Here is a 26,520-nt window from a genome sequence, read left to right as displayed (position 1 = left end):
CAGGACGTGTCCGGGCCAGGCGTGGTTGCAGCTGCGGCCGCGGCGGGCGACGAGCCAGTCGTGCCAGCCTGTGGCCCCTGTCCGCCGTGGCGTATCGCGTGCTGGTCGTAGCCGGTGAGGAAGGCGGTCAGCTGGTGGAACGATGAGGCTGTGCCGACGAACATGCCGGGACGCCGGCCGACGCAGGAGAAGTACTCGCGCTCGCTCATTTCCCTGATGTGTCTCATCGGTCTACTTCGCAGGTCTGGCGTGGATCCGGCTGTGCACCGTGCGGATGCCGATGGTCGTTCCAGAGTCGAGGGCTTCGAGTTCGGGGGAAGTGCTCGCCCCACTTCCCTCGGGAGCCCCGGAACTTCGGCGCTGGCGGTCTGGTCGCTGATTCGGGTGGATCACGGCGGATCCCAGATTGGGAGTCGACGCGGAGCGCAGTCTTCTGGGGTGGTGGCACAGTCGAAGAAGCCGCGTCCGAAGCGGGCCCGCGATCCGTCTCGGAGAAATCAACACGGTGGCACTCGTGGATCGGCTCCGGGAGTTGTACCAGGTCGGGGGCGATCCCGAGTTCGAGCGATTCCCGGCGTTCGACGAGCTGCTGCTGGTGCTGCGGCACACGGAGCGGACGGCCAGCAAGCTGAAGGTCGACACCGCCAAGGTCGACCCGAAAGACGTGATGGGCGAGGCCGCGGTCATCCGGGCGAAGCTGTGGCAGTACCTGCGGGAACAGGCGGATGCTGGGCAGCTGAAGGCCATCGAGTCGGGGCGAGCGGTCGGCATGCCGTGGTGCAGCTTCAATGAGGCACTGTGCGTGAGCACCAACACGGCGCTCAGCAGAAGGCCCAGAGGCTGAAGGCCGAGCAGGTACGGCGTCCTGATGAGCGACGGGCTCCCGAGACCGCACGCGCTTATGAACCGATGGATGCCGCTGATGAGGTGGAGCGGTCGGGCCGACTGGCAGGGAATCTGCCTCGCTTCCCGATCGCGCAGCGCCTGTGTCACCAGCTCTTGCAGCAGAGAGGCGGTCTCGTGGTCGACGGCATGTCGCTGTGGTGGCTCGATGACATCGCCGCAGTCGTCGACGACCGCACAACCGACCTGGAGAAGGCCAACTTGACGGATCTGCTGGAGAGCTTCGTACGAGAGATCGACAAGCTCGCCCGGGAACGGAACCAGCCTGCAACGACGACGGTCGAGGCCCGCCAAGCCCTTACCGCGGCCGCCGATTTCGTCCACCGCCCAGTGCCGGCGATCCCACGGCAGCAAGCGCGCTCCCAAACTGGGATCCCCGTACGGCGCCCACGCCGCCGTACCCGAGGCGGACGCTCCACCAACTGAAGCCTCGCCTCATTCCGTCACCCCGCGAACCGCATTTCGTCGGTAGCTCAGGTAGGTCAGGGTGATGTCGCCGTAGTGGACGACCGTTTTCTCCATCGTGCGGACCTTCTGCGCCATCGAGGCCGCAATCGGACTGACAGGGATCGTGCTCATCAATGGCCTGCTGCACGCCCCCCAGGCGACTGGGCCCTGGATCGCGCTTGTGGTCGGGCTGCACTTCTTCGGGCTCGCAGACGTTTGGCGGATGGCGGACCCGGGCCTCGGGGACACCGAGCAGCGCGTCCTGGAGGCGATGTGTCGCGGCGTCAAGGACGAGATCGGCGCGCGCGATCTGGGCATGTCGGTGCGGACGTACCGCCGCTACGTGGCCGAGCTGCTGCAGACGCTCGACGCGGCCAGCAGGCCGCAGGCGGCGCTGCTGGCCCGCGAGCGCGGCTGGGTCTGACGGAACGTCAAGCACCGTCGTGGCCACGGACATCCGACTTTCCATTGCGGAAAGTCGGTGCTATGTTTTCCATCATGGAAAGCGACAAGAGCACGCCTGAGAACATCGCCGCCGCCCGCGCCGCACTCGACGGTGTCAGCGAGGTCCGCAGCCGGATCGCCGACCGGGTGGCCAGCCCGTGGTGGTACCACGCGGGGCTCGGTCTGTCGGTGGCCACCGTGTTTGCCTCGATCGACGTCGGCGGGTCGTTGGTGCCCTCCGGCGTCGTCGCCGGCGGCGTCCTGATGCCGCTCGCACTGAGCTGGACGGTGGCCAGGTCCACGGGCATCTCGGTGTCCCAGGCGGTCTCGACGCCGAGCGCGCGGGGGCTGAACGGCGCCTTCCTGGTGCTGCTGATCCTGCTCGGCGGCCTCGGGCTGACCCTCAAGATGGCCGCCGGGCTGCCCGGCGCGATGACGGCGGCCGGGCTCGCGGCGGCCGCGCTGACCATCTGGACGACCGTCCGCAACGACGTCGCGCTCCGCCGGGACCTGCGAAGCGGCGCATGAGCGGCCCGAGGTTCGACGAGGTCATCCACCCGGCGCACCGGCTGCAGATCTGCGCGCTGCTCGCCGGAGTGGAGGCCTTGGAGTTCGCGGTCGTCCGCGACACCCTCGGGGTGAGCGACTCCGTGCTGAGCAAGCAGGTGAAGGTCCTGCAGGCGGCGCAGTACGTGGAGATTCGGAAGGTACCGCTGAACGCCCGTACCCACACCTGGCTGGCGCTCACCCCGTCGGGCCGCACGGCACTGAAGGGGCACCTGGCCGAACTGCGGCGGATGGCGGCGCTGGCCGGGCCCGTTTAGGGCGTACAGGCCAACGCATCAGCCACAACAGGGGCGCGGGAAACCGCGCGAAGCGGAAGGCACAGGCCCGCAGCCTTCCGATTCGCGCAGTTCCTCGCGCCCCTTGGGGATGCCCCTCACTGGCGGAGACTTGGTGTCAGGGCGCTGCCAGGGCGTCGGCGTCCAGGTCCCCCAGGGCGACCGTGGTCATCGCCCGCTCGTCGAACAGCTGCGCGCCTGCCGATGACACCTCGTCGGCGGACACCGCCCGCAGCCGCGCGGGCAACCGGTCCAGCTCGACGACCTGGTGGCCGGCGGCCGCCAACTGCCGCAGCAGATCGGCCAGCAGCGCCGGGGAGTCGAACGCGGCGAGTAGCTGGGCGGCGCAGAACCCGCTGGCCCGGGCGACCTCCGCCGAGCTGAACGGCTCCCGCGCGATGCGCCGGAACTCCTCCCGCAGCGCAGTCAGCACCTGCCTGGCCTGCGAACGGGGCATCCGGGCACGTACCAGCGACCGGGGGATGTCGAGCAGCACATCCCGACCCGAGTAGATCTCGAAGCCCTGGGCCGACAGTTCGGCGTGACGGGCCGCCAGGCGAGAGCCGTAGAAGCCACCGAACGCGGCCGTGGCGACGTACCGGGCGGCCTCCGCCGCGCCCTCGGCGGGCTCCGGCGCCGCGCAGAGCAACTGGACGTCCCCTGCCGTGCGGTCCTGGAGGATCAGCAGTCGGTCGGGCTCCGGGAACGGTCCAGGCGTGGGCGCCGGTTCACCGTCCCAGCCGCCGAGCGCGTGGTGGGCAGCAGCCGTGACCGCTGCGGCGTCGAGCGGGCCGACCACGACCTATGGGCGGTCTCGACCAACCTGCTCCGCACCTGGCCTCCCGGCGCCACGACACCCCACGCCCGACTTCCGAGGCAGCGACGGGCCGACCGCCCCGGATTCCGCGGAATCCAGGCGCACCGAGAATCCCGCGTCGAGCTTTCTCACTCCACCTGGCACCCCGCAGCTCACCACAAGATCCACGGACAGACTCAACGCGTCGGGACACTACGAGCCCCACCGCCGCCCCGCATACGGGCATACGCATGTGCTGGGTCTTACGGCTGATGTCGTAATCGCACGAGCCGTGTCGTACCAATGTCGTATCCGACATCGCCATGAGACTGGCGCGTGGGTGGGTGCTGCTGCCCTGGGTGTGTGGCACTCGTCGAACTCCCGTTGGACTCCACGCGTTGCAGTGGTCCATCCGTCTGTGATGACGGGTCTGGTTGCCGTTCCTCTGTGGGCTAGTCAGCCCACTCCATGGGTTGGGCGGCGCACAGAGCCAGCGAGCACGAGATATAGGGAGGTACCAGTGAAGGCAATCGTCGCGACGGATCCGGCCGCGGAAGCAGCCGGGATCACACTCGCGGAGCGGCCTGAGCCGACGCCGGCGATCAACGACGTCGTCGTTGAAGTCCATGCGTCGGGCTTCGTCCCCGCGGAGTGGGAGTGGCCCTCGACGTGGGTCGATCGCGCCGGTCGCGATCGAGCCCAGGCGATCATCGGCCACGAGTTCGCCGGAGTGGTCACCTCCCTCGGCTACGGCACGACGGGGCTCTCGCTGGGACAGCGGGTGTTCGGGATCACGGACTGGCACCGCGATGGAACCCTGGCCGAGTACGCGGCCGTGGAGGCACGCAACCTGGCGCCGCTGCCGGGGAACGTCGACTTCACGGTGGGTGCGAGCCTGCCGATCTCCGGCCTGACCGCGTGGCAAGGTCTGTTCCAGCACGGTCGTCTTCGGGCGGGTCAGAGCGTCCTCGCGCACGGCGCCGCCGGCGCAGTCGGGTCTGTGGTTACGCAGCTCGCCCGGGAGTTCGGCGCCTACGTCATCGGTACCGGGCGGGCAGCGGACCGCCAGGCGGCGCTCGACTTCGGCGCGAACGAGTTCCTCGACCCCGCCACCGAGGATCTCGACGACATCGGCGGGGTCGACGTGGTCTTCGATGTCATCGGCGCTGACATCCAAAGGCGCTCGGCGAGAATCATCCGGCCTGGCGGAACGCTGGTGTCGGTGGTCGGGCCTGTTGAGGCTCGCCCTGTCGACGGCTTGGCGGTCGACTTCGTCGTCGAGTCCGTTCCGAGTCAGCTGGTGGAGATCGTCGACCGGGTGCGGGACGGGCGCCTTCGCACGCACATCGGAACCGTCGCAACCCTCGACGACGCCGTCCCCGCGCTCAACTCGACCGAACGGCGCAAGGGCAAGACCGTCATTCGCGTGCGCCCTTGATCGCCCTGGAATGGGCCAACAACGGTGGTGGGCTGGACGACCGCTGAACCTGCCCGGTGTCGGGAGCCGGTGCTCACGCGACCCGTCCTGGTCACGGCGGGGCTCGCCGGGCTGGCGATCACCCTCGCCCTGCTGGGGCTGATCAAGCTCGGCCAGGCACACTACGACAGCGTCGCGACCGGCCAGTCGATCGCCTTCACCACTTTCTCCCTCTGTCTGATCGTGGCGGCCTTCGAGTGCCGCAGCGAGAGGGAGTCCGTGCTGCATGCCTCCACCTTCGACAGCAAGCAGATGAACTGGGTGGCCCTGACCCAGCTGGTGCTGTCTGTGCCGGTCACGCAGATGGACGGCTTCCGGCGCCTGCCGGGAACGACCGAGATCGACGCACGGCAGTTCGACTGGGCCCTCCTTGCGGCCCTCGCCCTGCTCATCGCATGGGAACTCGGCAAACTACTGGCCCGCCGCTCACGACTCCGCTCCCCCGCATCGGCGGGGAATGAACGCCGACCTTGATTGTTGAAAGCGATATGAAGAAGATCGGGTTCCTGTCTTTCGGACACTGGACGCCGTCGCCGCACTCGCAGACGCGCTCGGCAGCGGATTCCCTTCTCCAGGCGATCGACCTCGCGGTCGCCGCAGAGGAGCTGGGCGCCGACGGCGCGTACTTCCGCGTCCATCACTTCGCGCGGCAGCACGCCTCGCCGTTCCCGCTGCTCGCCGCCATCGGTGCACGGACCAGCCGGATCGAGATCGGCACCGGCGTGATCGACATGCGCTACGAGAACCCGCTGTACATGGCCGAGGACGCCGGAGCGGCGGACCTGATCTCCGGTGGCCGACTGCAGCTCGGCATCAGCAGGGGATCCCCGGAGCAGGTCATCGACGGCTGGCGCCACTTCGGGCACCTGCCGGCCGAAGGTGCCACCGACGCCGACATGGCACGCGCCCACACCGAGCGGCTCCTCGACGTGCTGACGGGTGAGGGATTTGCGGAGCCCAACCCCAATCCGATGTTCTCCAACCCGCCCGGGCTACTGCGCGTCGAACCGCACTCCGAAGGCCTCAGGGACCGTATCTGGTGGGGATCCAGCTCGAACGCCACCGCCACATGGGCAGCCACCCTCGGGATGAACCTGCAGAGCTCGACCCTCAAGGACGACGAGAGCGGCGAACCGCTGCACGTCCAGCAGCGCAAGCAGATCGAGGCCTACCGTGAGGCCTGGCGGAAGGCGGGGCACACCCGCGAACCTCGGGTGTCGGTCAGCCGCAGCATCTTCGCACTGGTCGACGACCGTGACCGCGCCTACTTCGGCCGCGAGGCCAACTCCAAGGACCAGATAGGCTATATCGACGCCAACACCCGTGCGATCTTCGGCCGTTCCTACGCCGCCGAGCCCGACGTCCTGGTCAAGCAGCTCGCCGAGGACGAAGCGGTCGCCGCCGCCGACACGCTCCTGCTGACCGTGCCGAACCAGCTCGGAGTCGCCTACAACGCCCACGTCATCGAGAGCATCCTGACCCACGTCGCTCCGGCCCTGGGGTGGCGGTGAGCACGGCGGGGGGTTGTGCGCAGGATGAGGTGAGCCAGGCGCGGCCAGACGCCTGATCCGTCGACACGGTCGGCCCGTGTCACGGGGACTGTGGTGGCGTACGCCATCGGCATCGGCCTGTACGACATCGAGGGAGCCGTCGCCGCCGCCGAGCGCGCGTGGTGATCTTCCGCTTCCTGAACACCGCCGCGATCTGCCGGACGACACGGGGGTCCTTGGCGTTGAGCTCGGAGGCGGTGATCGGCGTGGGGAGCTCGGAGACGTAGGCGCGATTTACGAGTTCGAGGTAGAAGTCCCGGTCGAAGAGGTCCTCGACGTCCGCGTCGCCTGTGCTGGTGAACTCGCTACGGCTTGGACCGCGTGCACGCGGCCAAAGAACTGGGTGGCGTGGACGGGTACCAAAATGCGGGCACCGACCGGCTGACCGCCTTCGCCAAAGGCCTCGACTACTACGACCGTTGCAATCGGCCGAATACCTGGCTGCCCTCCGCAGAGGCAACGCGGAAGCTGACGAAGGACACGTTCATCGGGAATCCCCCAAAAACACACACAATCTTGCCGATTGACGAGACCAACCTGCCCCGATGCCGTCGAGCGCGAGTGCGGGACGAACCGGGCACCCCTCGCCATGCAGGAGCGCGGGTTCGCGCCTTCTACCTGCGGGACATGAGGCAGATGATGTCGAACAGGACCGTTGCCGCGGCGATCGACGTGATCTCGGCGTGGTCGTACGCCGGGGCCACCTCCACCACGTCCGCGCCGACCAGGTGCACGTCCGTGAGTCCGCGTAGCACACGCAGCAGTTCGCGGCTGGTCAGGCCGCCCGACTCCGGGGTGCCCGTGCCGGGGGCGAAGGCCGGGTCCAGTACGTCGATGTCGATGGACAGATACACCGGCAGGTCGTCGACCCGTTCCGTGACGGCCTGGATCGTACCGGCGGCGCCGAGGTCGTCGAGGTCGCTCGCCCGGATGGTGCGAAAGCCGAGACGCTTGTCCTCGTCCATGTCCGCCCGCTCGTACAGCGGGCCTCGAATCCCCACATGGATGGAGTGGTCCTCGACCAGCAGCCCCTCCTCGAAGGCGCGGCGGAGGACGGTCCCGTGCGTCGTCGGGGCGTCGAAGTACGTGTCCCACGTGTCCAGGTGCGCGTCGAAGTGGACCAGCGCGACCGGTCCGTGCTCGCGTACCACCGAGCGCAGCATCGGCAGCGCGACGGTGTGATCGCCGCCGATCGCCAGCACCCTGCGCCCGCTGTGCCCGACCTCCCGGGTGTGCTGTTCGATCCGGCCGAGGGCCGTGTCGATGGAGAAGGGTGTGACCGGGACGTCGCCCGCGTCGACGACCTGGATCCGGTCGAAGGGCGTGGTGTCCAACTCGACGTGGTGTCCGGGGCGGAGATGGCGGGACGCCTGGCGCACGGCCATGGGGCCGAACCGGGCACCGGGGCGATACGAGGTGCCGGCATCGAAGGGGACTCCGAGCACGGCCACGTCGTAGTCGCCGACCCGGTCGATCTCGGGCAGCCGGGCGAAGGATCCGGATCCGGCGAAGCGGGGGACGTCGGTGCCGGACACCGGGCGGATCGGGTCGGGCATGCGGCACTCCTGTCCAGCGGCGCGGTCTCGTCCCGGAACTGTTCAACAATCGGGTGATGTACAGGGTGCCCTGGGGTGGTTTCCGCCGTGTAACGGCATAGTTGTTGTTCAACATCCCTGCGCTATCCTGCCGCCATGTCGCAGACCATCACGGGTCTCGGCCGCTTCGCCGGGGTGGCCGACGCCTTGCGCGAGCGGATCGTCGCGGGGCGGCTGCCGCCTGGCACGCCCCTGCGGGACGTGGCGCTGGCAGCCGAGTTCGGGGTGTCGCGGAACACGCTGCGGGAAGCGCTCCGCACCCTGCACGACGAGGGCCTGGTGGTGCAGCGGCTGCACAAGGGCACGGCGGTGACGACGCTCTCGGCCACGGACGTGCGGGACATCTTCATCGCCCGCCGGGCCATCGAGCTCGCCGCCGTCGATGAAAGCCCGTTCGCAGCCGAGCCGTTGCTCGACGCGCTGGAGGCGAGGGTCGCGGCGGCGGAGGCCGCGGTCACCGCCGAGGCGTGGAACGAAGTCGGCACGTCCTCCCTGCGCTTCCATCAGGCCCTGGTTGCCCTGCTGGGCAGCCACCGCACGGACGCGTTCTTCCGCGTCATCGCCGCCCAACTCAGGCTGGCCTTCGCCGTCATGGCCGACGAGGCGGGATTCCAGACGCCATGGGTGGCCCGTGATCGCGAAATCTGCAATCTCGTACGTGGCGGTCGCCGCCAGGACGCGAAGGATGCCCTGAGGCTCTACCTCGACGACTCCGAACGCCAGGTGCTGGACGCCGTACGCGCGGACTCCCGGACGAAAGGCACGCCCCCATGACCTCGCAGCCGTCCAAGGCCGCAGCCGCCTACCGGGCGACCGAGGGCGGCGCCCTCGACGTCGACCGGGACTTCTACGACCGCTTCGCGGGCGTACGCCACGAACCGGTGGAGGCCTTCGAGATACCGATCCGCTCCGGCCGCGCCTGGACCGTTCCGCAGGGTCACCTTTGTCGCATCGTCACCATCGAGGGACCGCAGGTCGGTGACCTCAACGTGTGGAACCTCCACGATCCGCGCGAACGCATGTGGGCCGCCCGGACCCGCCAGCTGCAGCGGGCGCACATCTCCACGTACGACCGGGTGTGGTCCAACCTGCCTTTCCTGCGGCCCCTGTTCACGGTCACCGCCGACAGTCTCGCCGACTACGGCGTGGACGCCGACGGCGGCCGCGTGCACGACCTGCTGGGCACTCGCTGCGACCCGTACGTCAACCGGATGCTCACCGGCGAGGACTTCGACTTCCACTGCCACTCGAACCTGGTCCGGGCCGTCCTGCCGTACGGCCTCACCGAGTTCGACGTGCACGACGTGCTGAACGTCTTCCAGTGCACCGGGCTCAACGCCGACGACCAGTACTTCATGAAGGACTGCCCCGCGCGCGAGGGTGACTACTTCGAGTTCTTCGCCGAGACCGACCTGCTGTGCGCCCTGTCCACGTGCCCCGGCGGTGACCTGTCCGTGCCGCTGTGGGGTCCGGACGCCCGCGACCCCCTGGAGGTCTGCCGCCCCCTCGGCGTCGAGGTCTACCGCCCTGACCCCGCCCTGCTGGACGGCTGGACCCCACCCGCCAGGGCCGCCTACCGCAACCTCCACGGCATCCGGCGGCCGGAATGGAGCGATACCAGGGCGCCGTCCTGACCATCCGGCACCCCTCCTTCTCGCGCTGTGCCACGGCAACCGAGACGGGTGGGAAGTGGGATATCAAGGATTGACAGCTTTAGGCCGATTCCCTACTGTCCACTGCCATACAAGCTGTGGCAGACCGCGCATGGGACCACAGGCGGGTCGAGGCACTCGACGAACTGCTCAGCTCCTCCCCTCATGTGAGGCGCCGCGGAGTCGCCGCCGCGAATCAACTCGTTATCCGGGTCGCGCACAGTATTTCGGCAGCATTGACAGCTGCGTAGCGCGAATTCACTACTGCCAGGTGGATGGTGGGACCAAAGCGACCCAATCCGCCTGCTGGGCCGCTTCCTTGGCGTGTCCTCTGCTTACTTCGCAGTACGGTCACAGTTCAATTCCGAAACACAATGAGAACAATGGAAGGCGTTCTCCCGTAACACTGGCACTCCAAATTCCACCCTACCTGCGGTGATGAGGAGTGGGATGTCCAGATCAGCCAAGATTTTCGCCATGGTCGCGGTGACCGGGCTCGCAGTGAGCGCCTGCGGGGGCAATGCCTCGGGCGGCTCGGACGACAGCTCGTCGAGCGGAGGCGCGCTCGTCATCGGTGTGGACCTGCCGCTCCAAGGAGCGTCGAAGGACGCGTCCGAGTCGACGGTCAACGCGATGCAGCTCTACCTGAACCAGATAGGCGGCAAAGCCGGAAAGTTCAAGGTGAAGCTGAAGGTCTACGACGACTCGACGGCCGCCAAGGGCGCCTGGGACGACGCGACTTGCGCCAAGAACGCGCAGGACCACGTGGCCAACACCGAAGAGGTCGCGGTCATGGGCACCTACAACTCCGGCTGCGCGAAGATCGAGGTACCGGTTCTGAACCAGGACCCGAAGGGCCCCATGCTGATGGTGTCCCACGCGAACACCAACCCCGGTCTGACAAAGGCTTGGGACCCGGGCGAGCCGGAGAAGTATTACCCGTCCGGAAAGCGCAATTACGCCCGTGTCATTGCGACCGACGACTACCAGGGCGCAGCGGGAGCCCAGTTCGCCGCCAAGGACCTCGGCGTCAAGAAGTGCTACGTCCTCAATGACAACCAGACCTACGGTCAGGGAGTTTCCAAGGCGTTCGCGGACGAGGCGAAGAAGCAGGGCATCAAGGTGCTCGGCAACCAGGCCTGGGACCTCAAGCAACCCAACTACACCGCGCTGTTCACCAGCATCAAGGCGACGAACCCGGACTGCGTCTACCTCGGCGGCATCTTCGACAACAACGGCGGCCAGCTGGTCAAGGACAAGGTCAAGGTCCTCGGTGACAACTCCAAGGTGAAACTCATCGCCCCCGACGGCTTCAGCGGTTACCCGGACTTCGACAAGCTGGCGCAGGCCCAGGGCTCGTACCTCACCTTCGCGGGCCTGACCACCACGACCCTGCGCGAGCAGGGCGGCGTCGGCGCGAAGCTGCTCGACGCCTACAAGAAGAAGTACGGCTCCGATCCGGCCACCAACTACGCGCTCTACGCGGTGGAGGCCCTGCAGGTGATGCTGAAGGCCATCGAGGGATCCGACGGGACCCGCAAGAGCATCCGGGACCAGGTGTTCTCGGGCAGCGGGATCAGCATCCCGGCCGACGTGTCGGCTGTGGGCAAGAAGCTCACCATCTCCCCGAAGACCGGTGACGTCGACGTCCTGGACATCTCGGTGATCAACGTCAAGAACAACACCGAGAACTTCCTGAAGCCGTGGCCCGTCACCAGCTGACCTGAGGCCCGCCGGGCGGGCGGCATCCGACCGGGTGCCGCCCGCCCCGCGGCCGGCCCTCCACATCGTCAGCCCAACCCCTCGCGAGGACCTCCATGGCAGCAACTGCCACCAGCGTCGTGGCGCCCTCCACGATCGACCGCAAGGCGGTCTTCCAACGCTATGCCACGTACGCCATCCTGCTCGGCGTCGTCGTCTGGCTGGCCGTCAACCTGATCCACTCACCATCCCAGTTCTTCTCGGCGGGCGCCGAGGGATTCAGCAACGGGATGCTCTACGCGCTCATAGCCCTCGGGTACACCCTCGTCTACGGCATCATCGAGCTGATCAACTTCGCTCACGGCGACCTGTTCATGCTCGGAGCCCTCTTCAGCGGGTTTCTGCTGACCACGGTCATGGGCGCGGACCATTCGAACCTCCTCGGCTGGGTGCTCTTCCTCGTCACGCTGGTCGCCACCATGGCCTTCTGCGGCGGCATCAACGTGACCCTGGAGTTCGTGGCCTACCGCCGCCTGCGGCGGGCTCCCAAGCTCGCCCCGCTGATCACCGCAGTCGGCATGAGCTTCATCCTTCAGTTCGTCGGCCTGAAGTGGAACGGCTCGACGCCCAAGCAATGGCCTTCCGTTCTCCCCGAAGGGGACTTCGGGATCGGCGGCTTCAGGGTCGACTACAGCCTGCTGGCCGTCGTCGTGGTGACCGTGCCGGTCCTGCTGCTGCTGAGGTGGGTGGTCACCAGCACCAGGCAGGGCAAGGCGATGCGAGCCGTGGCCCAGGACCAGGACGCCGCACGGCTGATGGGCGTCAACGTGAACCGGACCATCTCCTTCACGTTCCTGCTCGGCGGGGCGCTGGCCGGTACCGCGGGCGTCATGTACCAGCAGGTCGTGGGCACCACGGCGTACAACCTGGGGTACCAGATGGGACTCATCGCCTTCACCTCCGCGGTCCTCGGCGGCATCGGCAACATCACCGGCGCCGTGCTGGGCGGGCTGCTCATCGGCGTCATCCAGGGTTTCAACGACGGTCTGCCCTACGGGTTCGGACAGCGGTGGTCCCAGAGCGTCGTCTTCACCATCCTCATCCTGCTGATGGTCTTCAAACCCGAAGGCCTGCTGGGCCGACCGACCACGGAGAAGGTGTAGCCATGGCTTCCGAGGCTCCGAGCCGGGCACGGCGGAAGCCGGGCCTGGCCGTACCGCACCGTATGCGCTGGCCACTCGGGTACACCACGGCTGCGCTCCTGGTGTTCCTGGCGTACTACTACGTGATCCCGAACCTGGGTCCCGACGGCCAGACGTTCTTCCGCAACTGGCTGCCGCTCACCTCGGTCAACGAGGCGCTGGTCTGGGTGATCTGCGCGCTCGGCCTGAACATCGTGGTCGGTTACGCCGGTCTGCTGGACCTGGGCTTCGTCGCCTTCTGGGCGCTGGGCGGCTACACCGCCGGCTGGCTGATGTCCAGCTTCTTCTACCAGGTCAACGTCCATGTCTTCGGCGGATCTCTGGGCACCCTTCCGGGTATCCACGTCAGTTTCTGGCTGGTGCTCCTCGTCGCCGGTGCGTTCTGTGCGCTGTGGGGCGTGATCATCGGCGCGCCCACCCTTCGACTGAAGAGCGACTACCTCGCCCTGGTGACGCTCGGTTTCGGCGAGATCATCCCGCAGGTCTTCACCAACGGCGACGACATCGGCGGCTTCAACCTGACGAACGGCACCAAGGGCATCACCCCGGTCGACCCCATCGGCATCGGCTCCACCAAACTCGGGCCGTTCGACCTGGTGTGGAAGTACCTGATCTTCGTGGGGATCGCCGCCCTCGTCGTCTTCATCTCACTGCGACTGCGCGAGGGCCGGCTCGGCCGCGCCTGGCTGGCCATCCGTGAGGACGAGCTCGCCGCGAGCATGATGGGCGTACCACTCATGCGCACCAAGCTCTCGGCCTATGCCGTCGGCGCGGTGGCGGGAGGCTTGGCGGGCGTCGCCTTCGCCACGCATGTCGGAGGCGTCCTGCCCGACCGGTTCAACTTCTCGATCTCCATCACCCTGCTGGCGATGGTCGTGCTCGGCGGCATGGGCAACGTCTGGGGGGTCATGCTCGGCGCCCTCGTCCTCGCCTGGGTCAACTCCACGGGCCTGCCCCAGTTCGGGACGTCCTTCAACGAGCAGTTCGGGACGAACATCAACTTCCCGTCGTACAACTACCTGCTGTTCGGCGGCATCCTCGTGCTGATGATGCTGTTCCGCCGCGAGGGCATCCTGCCCGAGTCGCGGACCAGGCTGGTGCTGCACGAACCCAGCCGCACCGACATGGAGTCGCTGCACGCCGACATGGAAGCACCCGCCCCCGAGTTGGACGAGCCACTGCAGACCGTCGTGTCCGACGCATCACAGGAGACCGCCGTGGCCGACGGGCCGGAGAAGACCGTTGTGGCCGACGGACTGGGGGAGAAAGCATGACGACGACCTCACCGACGGCACCGCAGGACGCCGTCACCGGCGTGAAACTGCACGCCGACCGCATCACCGTGAAGTTCGGCGGCCTGGTCGCCGTCAACGACGTCAGCTTCACCATCCCGGAGCAGTCCGTGGTGAGCCTGATCGGGCCCAACGGCGCGGGCAAGACGACGTTCTTCAACGTACTGACGGGCCTGTACCGGGCGACCAGCGGACGGGTGGTCCTGGGCGACAAGGACATCACCAATCTCGTACCGCACCGGATCGCCGCCCTCGGCATGGCCCGTACCTTCCAGAACATCCGGCTCTTCGGACTGATGACGGCCGAGGAGAACATCAAGGTCGCCATGCACTCCAAGCTGAAGTCGGGCCCCTTCCACACGATCGTGCGCACCCGACGGCAGCGCCGCGAGGAGAAGCAAGCCCAGGACACCGCCCGGGAGTTGCTGGACTTCGTCGGCATCGGCAAAGTCGCGGGCGAGTACGCACGCAATCTGTCCTACGGCGACCAGCGGCGGCTGGAGGTCGCACGGGCGCTCGCGCTCGACCCGACGGTCCTGCTCCTGGACGAGCCGAGCGCCGGCATGAACCCCCAGGAGTCGGGCCGGTTCGCCGAGTTCGTCCAGCGCGTGCGGGCCGAGAAGGACCTCTCGGTCCTGCTCATCGAGCACGACATGAGCGTCGTCATGCAGGTCTCCGACCGGATCACCGTGCTCGACAGAGGAGAGAAGATCGCCGAGGGCGGCCCGGACGACATCAGGTCCGACACCCGGGTCATCGAGGCGTACCTCGGCAAGTCCGGAAGGGGCAAGACCACATGAGCGGCGCAGGCGGCGTGATCGACACGCGCGAACCGATGCTCGAACTCGACGAGATCCACGTCTACTACGGCAACATCGCCGCGGTGAAGGGCCTCTCGCTCACCGTCTACCCGGGCGAGATCGTCACCCTGATCGGTTCGAACGGCGCGGGCAAGTCCACCACCCTGCGGGCTATCTCGGGCCTGTTGCCCGTCCGGGGCGGCACGATGACCTTCCAGGGCCGCAAGCTCGACGGCGTGCCCGATCACGAAGTCGTCCGACGTGGCATCGCCCACTCCCCGGAGGGCCGGCGCATCTTCCCCCGGATGACCGTCGACGAGAATCTCGACATGGGCGCGTTCCTGCGCAAGGACAAAGAAGGGATCGCCGAGGACCGGGAGAGGATCCTGGAACTCTTCCCCCGGCTCCGGGAACGGCTCCACCAGCAGGCCGGCACCATGTCCGGCGGTGAGCAGCAGATGCTCGCCGTCGGACGGGCGATGATGGCGAAGCCGCGACTGCTCCTGCTCGACGAGCCTTCCATGGGCCTCGCTCCGGTGCTCGTCGATGTCATCTTCGAAACCATCGTCCGGATCCGCGAGCAGGGCACCACGGTCCTGCTGGTGGAACAGAACGCGCTGGCGGCACTCGAAGTCGCGGACCGCGCCTACGTCCTGGAGTCCGGTGCGCTGAAACTTCACGGGCCCGCAGACGAGTTGGCCGAGGACGAGGAGATCGTCAAGGCGTATCTCGGCGGCTGAGGGAGGCGTTCGCGTGAAGGCGATGCCGTCCATGACGCGAGCGCACCGACTCGGCGTGCTGATGGGCGCCGTCTCCGCCGTCCTGGTCGGCGTCTCCTTCGTGGCGAGCAGCAAGATGGCGCACTATCCGTTCCTGGGCGGGCAGGCGGTCCGCTACGCCCTGGGGTTCCTGTTGCTGGCCGTTTTCTGTGTGCGGCGAAACTGGGCACCGGTCCGGCGGCTGACCCCACGGCTGTGGGTGCGGCTCACTGGGGTGACGGCGGCGGGCCTGGTCGGCTTCAACGTGGCGGTGCTCTCCGCCGAGCGCACGGCGGAGCCGGCCGTTCCGGGCGTCGTCGTGGGGTGTACGCCGGTCGTGGTGGCGATCCTGGCGCCGCTGATGGAGTCCCGGCGCCCCTCCGGCCGCGTGGTCGGCGGAGCGCTGGTGGTGGCGGCCGGGGCGGCGGTGGTCCAGGGGTTGGGGCGGACGGACGCAGCCGGCCTGGTCTGGTCCCTGGTGGCGATGGCCGGGGAAGTGGTCATGGCCCTGTTCGTGGTACCGGTGCTCAGGGTGCTGGGACCGTTGCTCCTCACCACCTGCGCCTGCGCGATCGCCTCGGTGGAGGCGGCGGTGCTGGGGTCGGCCGTGGACGGCCGGGCCTGGGTGAGAATGCCCGACGGAGTGGAGGCGGCGGCACTGGCGTGGCAGATCGTCGCCGTGACGGTCGTCGGAATCGTGCTGTGGTTCGGGGCCATCCACCGGATCGGAGCGGTGGGAATGGCCTTGCTGTCCGGGCTGATCCCGGTCTCGGCCGCGCTGACGGCCCCCCTGGTGGGTACGGGAACGTTCGGTGTCGGACAGCTGTCGGGAAGCCTGCTGGTCGCGGGCGGCGTGGCACTCGGCGCCACAGTCTCGCCCGACGCGTCGGACACGGACGCGGACCCCAGCCCGGTCGCCGCGCCGTCCGTGCGCCGCAGGTACGCCGCGGGGCGCCGACGCGGCGCACCCTGACGAGGCAGCGAGAGCAGATGGGAGGACACCCTCTTCTTGTCCCGCGTCCAGATGGAGGCCCTCTTCGGGGGAGCACCGAACTGCCGGACAAGTTCCTCTACTCCAGCCGCTTCGACGACTCGATCGTCTTCTGCTACGCCTCGCGGCTGTCGGCGGACACCGGTGCGGTCAGTAAGTTCGGCAGCGTCAATCCGTGCAACGCCGCGCGGTGCCTGCCGAATGTGCACGCCCTGATCACCGCGCTCGCCCCGGAGACCGGCCGTCCCGTCGCGGTGCTGGACAAACTCAACTGCCGTCGGAGGCCCGTCAGTTACGGAGCGACCCACGCGGCCACGGGCGTGCGGTGAACCGCCCGTCGCCCCGCTTGTGCAGCCAGCCGCGATCGGCGAGCTTGGTCATCTTCGCCCGCAGCGGCTCCAGCTTGCCGCGCACCGAGGCGTCCAGGCCCAGCCGCTCGCCGACCGCCCTGACCTGCACCGGGCCGTCGGCCTCCCGCACGATCGCCAGGATCCTGCGGTAGTCGCAGGGCAGCGCACTCTCATCGGCCGCGTCCCTGCGGTGCGGGATGAGCAGGACTGCCCGCCCGGCCACCTTCGCCGATACCGGAGCGGCAGCCTCGGCGTCAGCCTGGGCCTGCTCGGCCAGGCGGTTCAACACCCGTTCCGCGATCGCCAGTTCGTCCCGCTCGACCTGGACCTCCTGAACCTGCTTGGTCAACTCCTCGGCGAGGGCGTCCAGTTCGCTCCGGCGAGCGGTGATCCACTGCCGCTCCTGCATCCCGGGCCCTCCCGCGGTCTCGTGGTGTTCCGACCTGCCGGCGGATCGTAGGCGGGGGGCAAGCCGCGGGCGCAGCCGAACCAGGCATCCCACCGGAACCGGACCCGCCCCATGATCTACACCAAGAGGTCATCGGCTGCCGACCAGCGCGAGTACCCCTCTCGTCTCTCGTCCTTCACACCAGACCCGCGACCTGCGACTTGACGAGGCACAGCGCTCAATGGCGACCCGCGCCCGCCACGACATCGCGCACCACGTCCATCAGCGCTCGCGCCCGCGCGGACTGCCGAACCCCGTCGAGACGGGCGAGCACCACCTCCAGGGGTGGGTAGTCGTTGGTCAAGTCCAGACAGACCACGGCGCCGCCCACATAGGTCTGATCGGTGGCGGGGCGCTGATTGAGCACCGAGTAGCCGTGGCCCTGAGCGACCAGGGAGCGCACGGTCTCGTAACTGCGCGTGCGGTAGCGCACGTCCGGGCTGGTTCCGGTCGCGCCGACGAGGGACCTGAAGTAGTCGCGGCTGTGCGGCAGGTCGAGGAGAACCAGGGGGTCGTCCGCCAGCTCCGCGAGGTCGACAGCACCACGATCGGCCAGCCGGTGCTCCGGCGCGACGATCGCGTAGGCCGGGGCTGCGGCGAGGGGCTCACGGACGAACTCGCCGTCGAGTCCGAGGTCGTAGGTGAGGGCGAAGTCGATCCGCCCGCCCTGCAGTGCCGACGCGAGTTCCTCGGCCTCGTCCTCCAGCACGGAGACCTCGAGGTCCGGGTGACGTTCGGCGCACACGGTGAACAGCCGGGGCAGCAGGGTCGGGGCCAGTGTCAGGAAACAGCCCAGGCTCACCGTGCCGGTCAGCGAGGCTCCCGTACCGCGCGCCTCCTCCGCCACTTCACGGGCGTGGCCGAGCAGTTCCCGCGCCTGATGGAGCATCCGCTCCCCGGCCGACGTGAGGGTCAGCCCTTTGGCCCGCCGACGGATGAACAACTGCACCCGCAGGTCGCGCTCCAGGTTGGAGACGGCCGTGGAGACCGCGGACTGGGCGATGTGCAACTGCTCCGCGGCGGCGGTCATGGAGCCCGCCTCCGCCACGACGACGAAGTAGCGCAGCTGGACAAGCGTGAAACCGACCGGTGCCGTCATGCCGCGGCCACCCCTCGCATCTATGAATCAGATCCCCCATACCGAAAACATCTGTTCGACAGAAACCTACCCGCAACCGAGGATGTTTCGTGCGGCCGCACCGCGACACCGAGACGGGCTGCCGCCCGAGGGGAGGCTGACTTGCCGAGTGAAGAGACCGAAGTAGTCGTCGTCGGAGCCGGCCAGGCAGGCGTCGCGATGAGTGAGCACCTGGGAGCCCTCGGCATACCGCACCTCGTCCTGGAGCGGCACGGGATAGCCGAGCGATGGCGCTCGCAGCGGTGGGACTCGCTGGTCGCGAACGGACCCGCCTGGCACGACCGGTTCCCGGGGATGGAGTTCCCCCACATCGCCCCCGACGCCTTCCCTTCGAAGGAACAGGTTGCCGACTACTTCGTCGCGTACGCCGAGAACATCGGCGCTCCGATCAGGTGCGGTGTCGAGGTGACCTCGGTGCACAAGCACACCGGTCGACCCGGCTTCCGGGTCGAGACGTCGGAGGGCTCCATCGACGCACGCTTCGTCGTGGCCGCGACCGGCCCCTTCCAGCGGCCCGTGATTCCGCCCATCGTCCCCGACGGTGCGGTACCCGTGCAGATCCACTCCAGCGGATACCGCAACCCGGGCCAACTCCCCGCGGGCGCGGTCCTCGTGGTCGGCGCGGGTTCTTCCGGTGTCCAGATCGCCGACGAACTGCGCCGGACCGGTCGCCGGGTCTTCCTCTCCGTCGGCCCGCACGACCGTCCTCCCCGCGAATACCGCGGACGTGACTTCTGCTGGTGGCTCGGCGTGCTCGGGCTCTGGGACGCGCAGACGCCCGCCCAGGGAGCCGAGCACGTCACCATCGCGGTCAGCGGCGCCCGCGGCGGCCACACCGTGGACTTCCGCGCTCTGGCCGACACGGGGATCGAACTCGTCGGCCTGACCGCCTCCTACGGTGACGGCATACTGCGCTTCGCGCCGGACCTCGCCACGAACATCGCGCTCGGCGACGCCAAGTACCTCGGACTTCTCCGGGCCGCCGACGCGTACATCGACCGCAACGGGCTCGACCTCCCCGAGGAGCCGGAGGCGCACCTCCTCGGGCCGGACCCGCAATGCGTGACCGTCCCCCGCCTGGAGCTCGACCTGGCCGAGGCCGGCGTCACCTCGATCGTCTGGGCCACGGGCTTCGCCACCGACTACAGCTGGCTGGACGTCGACGCGTTCGACGAGAAGGGCAGGCCGAACCAGCGCCGCGGGGTGTCCTGCGAGCCCGGCGTCTACTTCCTGGGCCTGCCCTGGCTGTCCCGTCGCGGTTCGAGCTTCATCTGGGGCGTCTGGCACGACGCCCGGTACGTCGCCGACCACATCGCGACCCGGCGCGGATACCTCGCATACGGCACCACCGACCAGCCCGTCGCCGCACAGGCGACCCGGAAGAACCGAGAAGGCGCAATGACCTCCACGAACGAGGACCGCGAGCTGAAAGCCCCGATCGTCACCGGCGGGCACACCCGGATCCGGCCGTTCAACACGCGTGACACCTATCCCGAGCAGAGCCTCGACAACGATCTCTGCCAGGCCGTCGTGGCCGGCAACACGGTGTACGTCCGCGGGCAGATCGGCCAGGACCTCGCCACCAGCGAATCCGTGGGCATCGGCAACGCCGAGGCCCAGGCCGAGCAGGCCATGTCGAACATCAAGATGTTGCTCGAAGAGGCGGGCAGCCGGATGGAGCACCTGGTCAAGCTGACCATCTATCTGATCGACCCGCGTTATCGCGAGGCGGTGTACCGCGCCGTGGGCCGCTGGACCAAGGGCGTCCACCCGATCTCCACCGGCCTGGTGGTGTCGGCCTTGGCCCGCCCGGAGTGGCTGTGCGAGATCGACGCCATCGCCGTGATCCCCGAGGAGGACCGGGCATGACGTTCTCCCTGGTGGTCCGGGACGGAGAGCGGTTCGGCATCGCGGCCAGCTCCTCGAGTCCGGCGGTCGCCGCGCGGGTCGCCCATCTCCGGCCCGGCATCGGCGCGGCGACCTCGCAGAACATCACCGACCCCACGCTGGGCACCAGCCTCCTGGAGCGGCTTTCGGACCACGGCGACCCGGAACGCGCCCTGGCCGACGTCATGGGTGCGGCGCGGAACGCGAACACCATCGCCTACCGCCAGCTGACCGTGCTGGGCCGCTCCGGGCCCGGGTTCGCCTACAGCGGTGCGCACACCTTGGGCAAGCACGCCTGGGCCACTGCGGACGGTGCGGTGGCGGTCGGCAACATGCTGTCCGGCGAGCACATCCCCGGCGTCCTCCTCGACACGTACGCCGCTGCCACGGGCGAGTTGGAGGAGCGGCTGCTCACCGCGATGAAGGCCGCCGTCGCGGCCGGTGGTGAAGAGGGACCGGTGTACTCCGCGGGCATGGCGGTCGTCGCGGAGGTGGGCTGGCGGGTGACCGACCTGCGGGTGGACTGGGCCGAGGACCCCGTCGACAGGCTCGGCGATCTCCTCGACGTCTGGCTGCCCCAGCGGGACGACTACGTGCGGCGCGGTCTCGATCCCGCCGCCTCCCCGTCGTACGGCGTCCCGGGAGACCTGCGATGAGCGCGGTGAAAGAGGCCGCCCGGAAAACGGTCGACCGTCATGCCGAGCAACTCATCGGACTCTCCGAGCGGCTGCACGCCGACCCGGAGACCGCCTGGGAGGAACACCGGGCTGCCGCCGCCGTACCGGAGCTGCTGGACCGCGCCGGATTCGACGTCACCTCGTCCTACCTGGGCCTGGACACGGCCTTCCGCGCCCGGTTCGGCAGCGGGCCCGTCCGGATCGCGTTGTGCGCCGAGTACGACGCGCTGCCCGGCCTCGGTCACGCGTGCGGGCACAACCTCATCGCGGCGATCTCCGTCGGAGCCGCGCTGGGTCTGGCCGCCGTCGCCGACGACGCCGGCCTCACCGTGGAGGTCTACGGCACCCCGGCCGAGGAGGGCGGCGGTGGCAAGATCGAGATGCTGGACCGAGGTGCCTTCGCCGGGGTCGACCTCGCGATGATGGTGCACCCGGCGCCGGTCGACGTCGCCGAAGCCCGCCCGTTCGCGGTCAGCCACTCGAAGATCTCCTACACCGGGAAGTCCGCGCACGCGGCCGCCTATCCGGAGGCAGGGATCAACGCGGCCGACGCCTTCACCGTGGCCCAGGTCGCCATCGGACTGCTGCGGCAGCAGTTGCCCGCCTCGGCGCGCGTGCACGGCGTGGTGACGCACGCCGGTGACGCCCCGAACGCCATCCCGGAACGGTCGACCGGACGCTGGTACGTCAGGGCCGAGACGCTCGCCGAACTGGCCGAGCTGGAGCCGCGCGTCATGCGGGCTTTCGAGGCGGGGGCCCTCGCCACCGGCTGCGACCTGGAGATCGAGCCGGAGAGCAAGCCGTACGCGGAGTTCCGCACGGACGAGAGCGCCCTCGGCAGCTACCGTCTCAACGCCCTCGCCCTGGGGCGGGAGTTCGCGCCCCCCGGCCAGGCCGCACGGATGAACCGTGCCTCCACCGACATGGGCAACATCTCGCAGATGGTGCCCGCCATCCACCCCTACATCGGCATCGACTCCCTGTCCGCCACCAACCACCAGCACGAGTTCGCCGCATACTGCGTGGGCGGGACGGCACAGCGGGCCCTGCTCGACGGAGCGCTCGCGCTGGCCTGGACCGGCGTGGACCGCAGCACTCCGGCCCTCCCGCGATGACGGCCAGCGCCAGATGGTCGCCTCCCTGTCCAGCGAGGGGACCACCGGTTGCGCGCTGCCGCCCCGAAGACGTACCTCTCGCGGGTACCGCACACCTTCCACCCCTGCATCAGATCCTGTCGCTGCCGGCCGCCGCGTCGGCAGCGTCCACGGCCCGGGTCACGTCCTCCGGGCCAGCCGCGGCGATGGTCACGTAGACCTCGCCGGTGGAGTTGATGTCCTCGGCGGTGCGGCCGGATGGGGCGGGCATGTCCTTGCCGCCGATGCGGAGTTCACGGGTGAGAGACATGAAGGGCTTCTTTGGTACCGGGCAGTCGTGACAGGGTTGCAGGGCGTGGGCGGCTCAGGCGGGCCTGCGGACGATCGGGCGGCGTGCCGGTCGACTGCGCGCCCCGGCGGGTATCACCGTGGCGTGCGAGGGCAGCGTGTAGGTGAAGGAACCGCAGTTTCGCCATCTGCGGCCGCGTCCTCCGCGGTTTCGCTGATGTCCCGGGTCTCCTCGTCATAGTCGTCCTCAGCCAGCTGAGGAATCGTTGGGTACGTCCTCCTTGCGCCCGCACCGAGCCGAGTGACTGTCGTCATCGCCGCCCGCGAGGGTGAGGAGGGTGCGGTCGGCGACCAAGCCCTGCGTGGTGGGTCGGGCAAGGCCAGAACTGGAAAGTATTTTCCGTTGACGAGTCCGTTACGTGCCAGGCATCCGGGTGCAATACACAGGCCGTTGTCTGACGCCTCAACCATCCGGTGCGATGCCGGAGGCAGATGTCACAGCCAGCACCAAGGAGCACCACATGACGGCGACGGACAGCGCGGACGCGGACAGAACTGTCACACCGCCGGGGTACTCCCCCCGTCTCTACAACGAGGATCTCGCCCCGGCCACCGAGCGCAAGTGGGGCGCCTTCAGCATCTTCAACGTCTGGACCTCGGACGTGCACAGTCTGTACGGCTACTTCCTGGCCGCCAGTCTCTTCCTCGTCGCGGGCAACACCCTCAAGTTCCTCATCGGTATCGCCGCGGGCTCGCTGGTCATCTACTGGCTGATGACCCTCATGGGCAGGGCGGGCGTCAAGACAGGCGTCCCCTATCCCGTCCTCGCCCGCGCCTCGTTCGGCACCTTCGGCGCCAACGTCCCGGCGCTCGCCCGGGCCGTGGTAGCCACCTTCTGGTACGGGGCCCAGACCAGCGCGGCGGCCGGCGCCATCGTGGCCTTCCTCGTCCGCTACGACGGCCCCAGGCACCTGCACGAGACCACTCATCTCTTCGACCACAGCGGCCTCGAAGTGCTGTGCTACCTCGGCGTCTGGGCCGCCCAGCTGCTCATCATCAGCAAGGGCATGGAGACGGTGCGCCGCTTCCAGGACTTCGCCGGACCCGCGGTCTGGCTGATGATGCTGGTGCTGGCGATCGCGCTGTCCGTGAAGGCCGGCGCGATGTCCTTCTCGGTCGATATGCCGGCCAAGGACCTGGGCGCGCTCGCCAAGAACGCCACCGGACTCGACGTCAGCCCCGGCTCGTTCGCCGCGATCGCCGCGATCGCCGCCACCTGGGTCACCTACTTCGCGGCCCTGTTCCTCAACTTCGGTGACTTCGCCCGCTTCACCCCCGACGTGAAGACCCTGAAGAAGGGCAACGTCTGGGGCCTGCCCGTCAACCTGATCCTCTTCTCCCTCGTCGCGGCGATCACCACGGCCGCCGCCAGCAAGGTGTACGGGGAGGTCATCCTGGAACCGGCCAAGATATCCGCCAAGTTCGACAGCACGGCCCTCGTCCTGCTCGCCGCCCTGACCTTCGCCGTCGCCACGCTCGGCATCAATGTCGTCGCCAACTTCGTCAGCCCCGCCTTCGACTTCGCCAACGTGGCACCGAAGTACGTGACCTTCCGACGCGGCGGCCTCATCGCCGCCGTCATCGCGCTGCTGCTCTACCCGCTGCACCCCTGGGACAACGCCCCCAGCTTCGTCAACGCCATCGGCTCGACGATGGGACCGCTCTTCGGCGTGCTCGTCGTCGACTACTACCTCATCAGGAAGACCCAGCTGAACGTGCCCGCGCTCTACCAGGAAGACGGGGAGTTCCGCTTCCAGGGCGGCTGGAACGTCCGGGCGCTCGTGGCCGCCGCGGTGGGCTCGGTCTTCTCCAGCATCCTGCCCGTCTACGGGCCGTCCGGATACGGGGACAACCTGGGCCCGTACTCCTGGTTCATCGGCGTCGCCGTCGCCGGGGTGGTCTACCTCGCCCTCAGCCGGGGCAAGAGCCCACTCACCGCCCGAACCGCCGACGCTCCGGCCGAGCACGGGCAGACGGACGCCGTGACCGGATCGTAGACAACGCACGCAGAACACATCATGCGGCGAGGAGCGACCGGTGCGGCACACCGGTCGCTCCCTGCCGCCTTCCTCGTCCGTCAGCCGCCGACCCTGCCGTGGTAGCGGTGGCGCCGTACACGCCTGGACGCTCAGTGCGTGTTTCTGATCTGGGGTGCTCCGTCAGTAGGTGAGCGTCAAGGTTAGGGTTGCTCGTGAGTCGAGAGCCTGTTCGGGGGGATGGATGGGGCGGGAACGTTCACTGCGCATGGCGGCCTGTGCTGGCCTGGTTGGCGTAGTGGTCGCCGCGACGGGGTGCACGAGCCGTTCGCACGATCCAGCGGCTACCGACATGTCACCCAGCGCGCGCTCCTACCTGTCGCAGGCGCTGAACATCATGGAGAAACACTCTCTTCTTCGTCACAAGATTGCCTGGGCGGACTTGCGGAGCAGGGCGTTCTCGCAGGCGCGCGGCGCGCAGAAGACGGCGGACACGTACGGGGCGATCGACTCGACTCTGTATGCGTTGGGCGACGGGCACAGTGTGTTCTGGGAGCCGGAGCAGGCGAAGGAGCGTCTTGGAGCCTCCGCGGTCAACTTCGATGGCCTGGAAGGCCGTTCCCTGAAGAGCGGTGTCGGCTACATTTCCCTGCCTGGTGTGCAGGGGTCTCAAGAGGCGTACGACCAGTACGTGCGGCAGGGCCGCAGTGCCGTGGCGAAGGCCGGCGCGGGCGAAGCTTGTGGCTGGGTGGTGGATCTGCGTTCGGACACGGGGGGCAACATGTGGCCGATGCTCGCGGTCGTAGGTCCCATCCTGGGTGACGGCAAGGTCGGCGAATTCGTGGATGCCGACGGCAGCAAGTCCGTTTGGTCGATCAAGCACGGCAGTCCATACGAAGACGGCAAGTCGGCCGGGTGGGGCGATGGCCGACCGCTCGCCAATGGCGCCCCGCCGGTTGCGGTCCTGACCGGCAAGCGAACAGCCAGTGCGGGTGAAGCGGTCGTGGTGGCCTTCCGGGGACGTCCTGACACCCGGTTCTTCGGCGAGCAGACCGACGGCGTCCCCACGGGAAATGAGCCGCACCGCCTGTCCGACGGAGCCGTGCTGATCCTCACGGAAGTCAAGGACGCGGACCGAACGGGCCGTGCCTATGACGCGCCGATTCCTCCGGACGTGGAGATCGTCAAAGACCCACGCCCGGTGGCACGTCACCGGGACGAGGTCATGCAGGCAGCACAGAGCTGGCTTCTGAAGCAGGCCGCCTGTCGGCGTCCGTGAAATGCTCCGCAGGTTTCCTCGGCCAGCTGGGGGTAGCCCCCTTGCGTGCGAGACGCCTGGTCATGAGGGTGATGGCAGCCCAGGTGATCAAGGTTTCGGAGTGCTGGATGAGCCGTTCGTAGTCCCTTGCGTGGCGGCGGGCGTGCATCATCCACGCAAGACTGCGCTCGACAACCCAGCGGCGGGGCAGCACGACGAAGCCGGAGGCGTCCTTGGGACGGCTGACCGGCTTGATGGTGAGGTTGAGGTGGTGTTTCGCCCAGTCGACGAGTTTGCCGGCGTAGGCGGAGTCGGCCCACACGATCGTGATCTCGGGGTGCATCAGACGCAGACGGAAGAGGACTTCCTTGGCCGCGGCGGCGTCGTGCAGGTCCGCGGGGGTGACCATGACCATGAGGGGAAGTCCGCGGGTGTCGACGACCAGGTGGCGCTTGCGGCCGTTGATTTTCTTGCCGGCGTCGTAACCGCGGGTGGCTTTGGAGACGGTCTCTGCGGCCTTCACGCTCTGGGAGTCGATCACGGTGGCCACCGCCCGGGGTCCTTTGCCCATGTCACGACGGATCCGCCCCGCCAGATGGTCCCGGATCTGGCCGATGATCCCGGCCGCGGCCCAGCGGGCCATGAACCCCCACACCGTGCGCCAGGGCGGGAAATCCGCAGGCAGGGCCCGCCACTTGCAGCCGGTGTCCACGACATAGCGGATCGCGTCGACGATCTCGCGGCGGGGATGCTTCTCCGGCCGGCCGCCCTTGCTCGTCTCACAGGCTGGGGTGGGCAGGAGTCCTTCGAGTAGTGCCCATTCCGCGTTCGTGGTGTCCGAGGGATAGTGGCGTCGGCGCATGACGGGTGCCTTCGAACGAGCGCGGCTGGGCC

The 26,520-nt window shown here is 68.5% G+C and carries 28 protein-coding genes and 1 pseudogene; 22 read left to right on the top strand and 7 right to left on the bottom strand.

The genetic code is table 11. The features are described from left to right. Window positions 1-514: 514 nt before the first annotated feature. Both ACFY1U_RS48685 and ACFY1U_RS48680 read left to right on the top strand, forming a co-directional pair. Entirely contained in the window at window positions 515-844 is a 330-nt protein-coding gene (locus ACFY1U_RS48685; RefSeq protein WP_390700535.1) for a hypothetical protein, read from the top strand. After that, a complete protein-coding gene (locus ACFY1U_RS48680) occupies window positions 799-1,329 on the top strand; it encodes a hypothetical protein (protein WP_390700534.1) in 531 nt (176 codons plus the stop codon). Before ACFY1U_RS48685 ends, ACFY1U_RS48680 begins: the two co-directional genes overlap by 46 nt. Window positions 1,330-1,338: 9 nt before the next feature. Here ACFY1U_RS48680 and ACFY1U_RS48675 read toward each other — a convergent pair whose 3' ends face one another. After that, window positions 1,339-1,482: a hypothetical protein gene (locus ACFY1U_RS48675; protein ID WP_390700533.1), complete on the bottom strand. Its 144-nt coding sequence runs from the start codon at window positions 1,480-1,482 to the stop codon at window positions 1,339-1,341. A gap of 106 nt (window positions 1,483-1,588) precedes the next feature. Between ACFY1U_RS48675 and ACFY1U_RS48670 the strand changes: the two are divergent. From ACFY1U_RS48670 to ACFY1U_RS48660, 3 genes and pseudogenes are all read left to right on the top strand, one after another. Next, window positions 1,589-1,774, top strand: a pseudogene (locus ACFY1U_RS48670) (helix-turn-helix transcriptional regulator); the annotation flags it as partial. Between the two features lie 74 nt (window positions 1,775-1,848). Next, the gene (locus ACFY1U_RS48665; RefSeq protein WP_390700532.1) at window positions 1,849-2,322 is read left to right on the top strand and encodes a hypothetical protein; all 474 of its coding nucleotides are present in this window, start codon (window positions 1,849-1,851) and stop codon (window positions 2,320-2,322) included. Beyond that, a complete protein-coding gene (locus ACFY1U_RS48660; protein ID WP_390700531.1) occupies window positions 2,319-2,618 on the top strand; it encodes a transcriptional regulator in 300 nt (99 codons plus the stop codon). The genes ACFY1U_RS48665 and ACFY1U_RS48660 overlap by 4 nt, the downstream gene beginning before the upstream one ends. Before the next feature lie 136 nt (window positions 2,619-2,754). On the opposite strand, the gene ACFY1U_RS48655 is transcribed toward ACFY1U_RS48660, so the two are convergent. Further along, entirely contained in the window at window positions 2,755-3,435 is a 681-nt protein-coding gene (locus tag ACFY1U_RS48655) for an insulinase family protein (RefSeq protein WP_390700530.1), read from the bottom strand. Between the two features lie 517 nt (window positions 3,436-3,952). Here ACFY1U_RS48655 and ACFY1U_RS48650 point away from each other — a divergent pair. The 3 genes from ACFY1U_RS48650 to ACFY1U_RS48640 are packed head-to-tail and all read left to right on the top strand — an operon-like array spanning window position 3,953 to window position 6,420. Next, window positions 3,953-4,870 carry an NADP-dependent oxidoreductase gene (locus tag ACFY1U_RS48650; RefSeq protein ID WP_390700529.1) on the top strand — a complete coding sequence of 306 codons (918 nt, stop codon included), beginning with the start codon at window positions 3,953-3,955 and terminating at the stop codon, window positions 4,868-4,870. 24 nt (window positions 4,871-4,894) lie between these two features. Further along, window positions 4,895-5,383: a cation transporting ATPase C-terminal domain-containing protein gene (locus tag ACFY1U_RS48645; RefSeq protein WP_390700528.1), complete on the top strand. Its 489-nt coding sequence runs from the start codon at window positions 4,895-4,897 to the stop codon at window positions 5,381-5,383. 14 nt (window positions 5,384-5,397) lie between these two features. Next, on the top strand, window positions 5,398-6,420 hold the full coding sequence (locus tag ACFY1U_RS48640; RefSeq protein WP_390700527.1) for an LLM class flavin-dependent oxidoreductase: 1,023 nt from the start codon (window positions 5,398-5,400) through the stop codon (window positions 6,418-6,420). Window positions 6,421-7,073: 653 nt separating this feature from the next. On the opposite strand, the gene speB is transcribed toward ACFY1U_RS48640, so the two are convergent. After that, window positions 7,074-8,015, bottom strand: a complete 942-nt coding sequence (gene speB / locus ACFY1U_RS48635) for an agmatinase (RefSeq protein ID WP_390700526.1) — start codon at window positions 8,013-8,015, stop codon at window positions 7,074-7,076. Between the two features lie 135 nt (window positions 8,016-8,150). On the opposite strand from speB, the gene ACFY1U_RS48630 reads away from it, so the two are divergent. The 9 genes from ACFY1U_RS48630 (at window position 8,151) to ACFY1U_RS48590 (ending at window position 16,779) form a co-directional block, all read left to right on the top strand. Continuing rightward, complete coding sequence (locus ACFY1U_RS48630; protein WP_390700525.1) at window positions 8,151-8,828, top strand: GntR family transcriptional regulator; 678 nt, start codon at window positions 8,151-8,153, stop codon at window positions 8,826-8,828. Continuing rightward, on the top strand, window positions 8,825-9,688 hold the full coding sequence (locus ACFY1U_RS48625; protein WP_390700524.1) for a DUF1989 domain-containing protein: 864 nt from the start codon (window positions 8,825-8,827) through the stop codon (window positions 9,686-9,688). Before ACFY1U_RS48630 ends, ACFY1U_RS48625 begins: the two co-directional genes overlap by 4 nt. Before the next feature lie 468 nt (window positions 9,689-10,156). Next, window positions 10,157-11,428, top strand: a complete 1,272-nt coding sequence (locus tag ACFY1U_RS48620) for a branched-chain amino acid ABC transporter substrate-binding protein (protein ID WP_390700523.1) — start codon at window positions 10,157-10,159, stop codon at window positions 11,426-11,428. 95 nt (window positions 11,429-11,523) lie between these two features. Beyond that, window positions 11,524-12,570: a branched-chain amino acid ABC transporter permease gene (locus ACFY1U_RS48615; protein WP_390700522.1), complete on the top strand. Its 1,047-nt coding sequence runs from the start codon at window positions 11,524-11,526 to the stop codon at window positions 12,568-12,570. Window positions 12,571-12,572: 2 nt separating this feature from the next. After that, window positions 12,573-13,883 carry a branched-chain amino acid ABC transporter permease gene (locus ACFY1U_RS48610; RefSeq protein ID WP_390700521.1) on the top strand — a complete coding sequence of 437 codons (1,311 nt, stop codon included), beginning with the start codon at window positions 12,573-12,575 and terminating at the stop codon, window positions 13,881-13,883. Further along, window positions 13,880-14,701: an ABC transporter ATP-binding protein gene (locus ACFY1U_RS48605; protein ID WP_351483015.1), complete on the top strand. Its 822-nt coding sequence runs from the start codon at window positions 13,880-13,882 to the stop codon at window positions 14,699-14,701. The genes ACFY1U_RS48610 and ACFY1U_RS48605 overlap by 4 nt, the downstream gene beginning before the upstream one ends. Continuing rightward, entirely contained in the window at window positions 14,698-15,441 is a 744-nt protein-coding gene (locus ACFY1U_RS48600) for an ABC transporter ATP-binding protein (RefSeq protein ID WP_390700520.1), read from the top strand. Before ACFY1U_RS48605 ends, ACFY1U_RS48600 begins: the two co-directional genes overlap by 4 nt. Before the next feature lie 31 nt (window positions 15,442-15,472). Beyond that, window positions 15,473-16,432 (top strand): DMT family transporter, encoded by a 960-nt coding sequence (locus ACFY1U_RS48595; RefSeq protein ID WP_390700519.1) that lies wholly within the window; start codon window positions 15,473-15,475, stop codon window positions 16,430-16,432. 17 nt (window positions 16,433-16,449) lie between these two features. Next, window positions 16,450-16,779: a hypothetical protein gene (locus ACFY1U_RS48590; protein WP_390700518.1), complete on the top strand. Its 330-nt coding sequence runs from the start codon at window positions 16,450-16,452 to the stop codon at window positions 16,777-16,779. Here ACFY1U_RS48590 and ACFY1U_RS48585 read toward each other — a convergent pair. Continuing rightward, window positions 16,739-17,209: a hypothetical protein gene (locus ACFY1U_RS48585; protein ID WP_390700517.1), complete on the bottom strand. Its 471-nt coding sequence runs from the start codon at window positions 17,207-17,209 to the stop codon at window positions 16,739-16,741. The genes ACFY1U_RS48590 and ACFY1U_RS48585 overlap by 41 nt on opposite strands. A gap of 217 nt (window positions 17,210-17,426) precedes the next feature. Beyond that, on the bottom strand, window positions 17,427-18,347 hold the full coding sequence (locus ACFY1U_RS48580) for a LysR family transcriptional regulator (protein WP_390700516.1): 921 nt from the start codon (window positions 18,345-18,347) through the stop codon (window positions 17,427-17,429). 141 nt (window positions 18,348-18,488) lie between these two features. Between ACFY1U_RS48580 and ACFY1U_RS48575 the strand changes: the two genes are divergently transcribed. The 3 genes from ACFY1U_RS48575 to ACFY1U_RS48565 are packed head-to-tail and all read left to right on the top strand — an operon-like array spanning window position 18,489 to window position 22,065. Further along, the gene (locus ACFY1U_RS48575; protein ID WP_390700515.1) at window positions 18,489-20,255 is read left to right on the top strand and encodes an NAD(P)-binding domain-containing protein; all 1,767 of its coding nucleotides are present in this window, start codon (window positions 18,489-18,491) and stop codon (window positions 20,253-20,255) included. Then, a complete protein-coding gene (locus ACFY1U_RS48570) occupies window positions 20,252-20,929 on the top strand; it encodes a DUF1028 domain-containing protein (RefSeq protein WP_390700514.1) in 678 nt (225 codons plus the stop codon). Before ACFY1U_RS48575 ends, ACFY1U_RS48570 begins: the two co-directional genes overlap by 4 nt. Continuing rightward, a complete protein-coding gene (locus tag ACFY1U_RS48565; protein WP_390700513.1) occupies window positions 20,926-22,065 on the top strand; it encodes a M20 family metallopeptidase in 1,140 nt (379 codons plus the stop codon). The genes ACFY1U_RS48570 and ACFY1U_RS48565 overlap by 4 nt, the downstream gene beginning before the upstream one ends. Window positions 22,066-22,174: 109 nt before the next feature. Here ACFY1U_RS48565 and ACFY1U_RS48560 read toward each other — a convergent pair whose 3' ends face one another. After that, a complete protein-coding gene (locus ACFY1U_RS48560; RefSeq protein ID WP_390700512.1) occupies window positions 22,175-22,354 on the bottom strand; it encodes a hypothetical protein in 180 nt (59 codons plus the stop codon). A gap of 499 nt (window positions 22,355-22,853) precedes the next feature. On the opposite strand from ACFY1U_RS48560, the gene ACFY1U_RS48555 reads away from it, so the two are divergent. After that, entirely contained in the window at window positions 22,854-24,389 is a 1,536-nt protein-coding gene (locus ACFY1U_RS48555) for an NCS1 family nucleobase:cation symporter-1 (protein WP_390700511.1), read from the top strand. Between the two features lie 331 nt (window positions 24,390-24,720). Continuing rightward, window positions 24,721-25,647, top strand: coding sequence for a S41 family peptidase (locus ACFY1U_RS48550; RefSeq protein ID WP_390700510.1), 927 nt, complete (start codon window positions 24,721-24,723; stop codon window positions 25,645-25,647). Here ACFY1U_RS48550 and ACFY1U_RS48545 read toward each other — a convergent pair. Further along, window positions 25,592-26,488, bottom strand: a complete 897-nt coding sequence (locus tag ACFY1U_RS48545; protein WP_390700509.1) for an IS5 family transposase — start codon at window positions 26,486-26,488, stop codon at window positions 25,592-25,594. The genes ACFY1U_RS48550 and ACFY1U_RS48545 overlap by 56 nt on opposite strands. Window positions 26,489-26,520: the final 32 nt, after the last annotated feature.

It is taken from the genome of Streptomyces sp. NPDC001351, from assembly GCF_042896045.1.
GTDB lineage: Bacteria > Actinomycetota > Actinomycetes > Streptomycetales > Streptomycetaceae > Streptomyces.
The sequence above is the reverse complement of the archived record's forward strand: the minus strand, read 5'-3'. Positions and strand labels throughout refer to the sequence as shown.

Bases quoted from the DNA above. Each gene is read 5' to 3' on its own strand.
- ACFY1U_RS48675 (WP_390700533.1), bottom strand. From the start codon at position 1,482: ATGAGCACGATCCCTGTCAGTCCGATTGCGGCCTCGATGGCGCAGAAG.
- ACFY1U_RS48665 (WP_390700532.1), top strand. From the start codon at position 1,849: ATGGAAAGCGACAAGAGCACGCCTGAGAACATCGCCGCCGCCCGCGCC.
- ACFY1U_RS48660 (WP_390700531.1), top strand. From the start codon at position 2,319: ATGAGCGGCCCGAGGTTCGACGAGGTCATCCACCCGGCGCACCGGCTG.
- ACFY1U_RS48640 (WP_390700527.1), top strand. From the start codon at position 5,398: ATGAAGAAGATCGGGTTCCTGTCTTTCGGACACTGGACGCCGTCGCCG.
- speB (WP_390700526.1), bottom strand. From the start codon at position 8,015: ATGCCCGACCCGATCCGCCCGGTGTCCGGCACCGACGTCCCCCGCTTC.
- ACFY1U_RS48630 (WP_390700525.1), top strand. From the start codon at position 8,151: ATGTCGCAGACCATCACGGGTCTCGGCCGCTTCGCCGGGGTGGCCGAC.
- ACFY1U_RS48625 (WP_390700524.1), top strand. From the start codon at position 8,825: ATGACCTCGCAGCCGTCCAAGGCCGCAGCCGCCTACCGGGCGACCGAG.
- ACFY1U_RS48620 (WP_390700523.1), top strand. From the start codon at position 10,157: ATGTCCAGATCAGCCAAGATTTTCGCCATGGTCGCGGTGACCGGGCTC.
- ACFY1U_RS48615 (WP_390700522.1), top strand. From the start codon at position 11,524: ATGGCAGCAACTGCCACCAGCGTCGTGGCGCCCTCCACGATCGACCGC.
- ACFY1U_RS48610 (WP_390700521.1), top strand. From the start codon at position 12,573: ATGGCTTCCGAGGCTCCGAGCCGGGCACGGCGGAAGCCGGGCCTGGCC.
- ACFY1U_RS48605 (WP_351483015.1), top strand. From the start codon at position 13,880: ATGACGACGACCTCACCGACGGCACCGCAGGACGCCGTCACCGGCGTG.
- ACFY1U_RS48600 (WP_390700520.1), top strand. From the start codon at position 14,698: ATGAGCGGCGCAGGCGGCGTGATCGACACGCGCGAACCGATGCTCGAA.
- ACFY1U_RS48595 (WP_390700519.1), top strand. From the start codon at position 15,473: ATGACGCGAGCGCACCGACTCGGCGTGCTGATGGGCGCCGTCTCCGCC.
- ACFY1U_RS48590 (WP_390700518.1), top strand. From the start codon at position 16,450: ATGGGAGGACACCCTCTTCTTGTCCCGCGTCCAGATGGAGGCCCTCTT.
- ACFY1U_RS48585 (WP_390700517.1), bottom strand. From the start codon at position 17,209: ATGCAGGAGCGGCAGTGGATCACCGCTCGCCGGAGCGAACTGGACGCC.
- ACFY1U_RS48580 (WP_390700516.1), bottom strand. From the start codon at position 18,347: ATGACGGCACCGGTCGGTTTCACGCTTGTCCAGCTGCGCTACTTCGTC.
- ACFY1U_RS48570 (WP_390700514.1), top strand. From the start codon at position 20,252: ATGACGTTCTCCCTGGTGGTCCGGGACGGAGAGCGGTTCGGCATCGCG.
- ACFY1U_RS48565 (WP_390700513.1), top strand. From the start codon at position 20,926: ATGAGCGCGGTGAAAGAGGCCGCCCGGAAAACGGTCGACCGTCATGCC.
- ACFY1U_RS48560 (WP_390700512.1), bottom strand. From the start codon at position 22,354: ATGTCTCTCACCCGTGAACTCCGCATCGGCGGCAAGGACATGCCCGCC.
- ACFY1U_RS48555 (WP_390700511.1), top strand. From the start codon at position 22,854: ATGACGGCGACGGACAGCGCGGACGCGGACAGAACTGTCACACCGCCG.
- ACFY1U_RS48550 (WP_390700510.1), top strand. From the start codon at position 24,721: ATGTCACCCAGCGCGCGCTCCTACCTGTCGCAGGCGCTGAACATCATG.
- ACFY1U_RS48545 (WP_390700509.1), bottom strand. From the start codon at position 26,488: ATGCGCCGACGCCACTATCCCTCGGACACCACGAACGCGGAATGGGCA.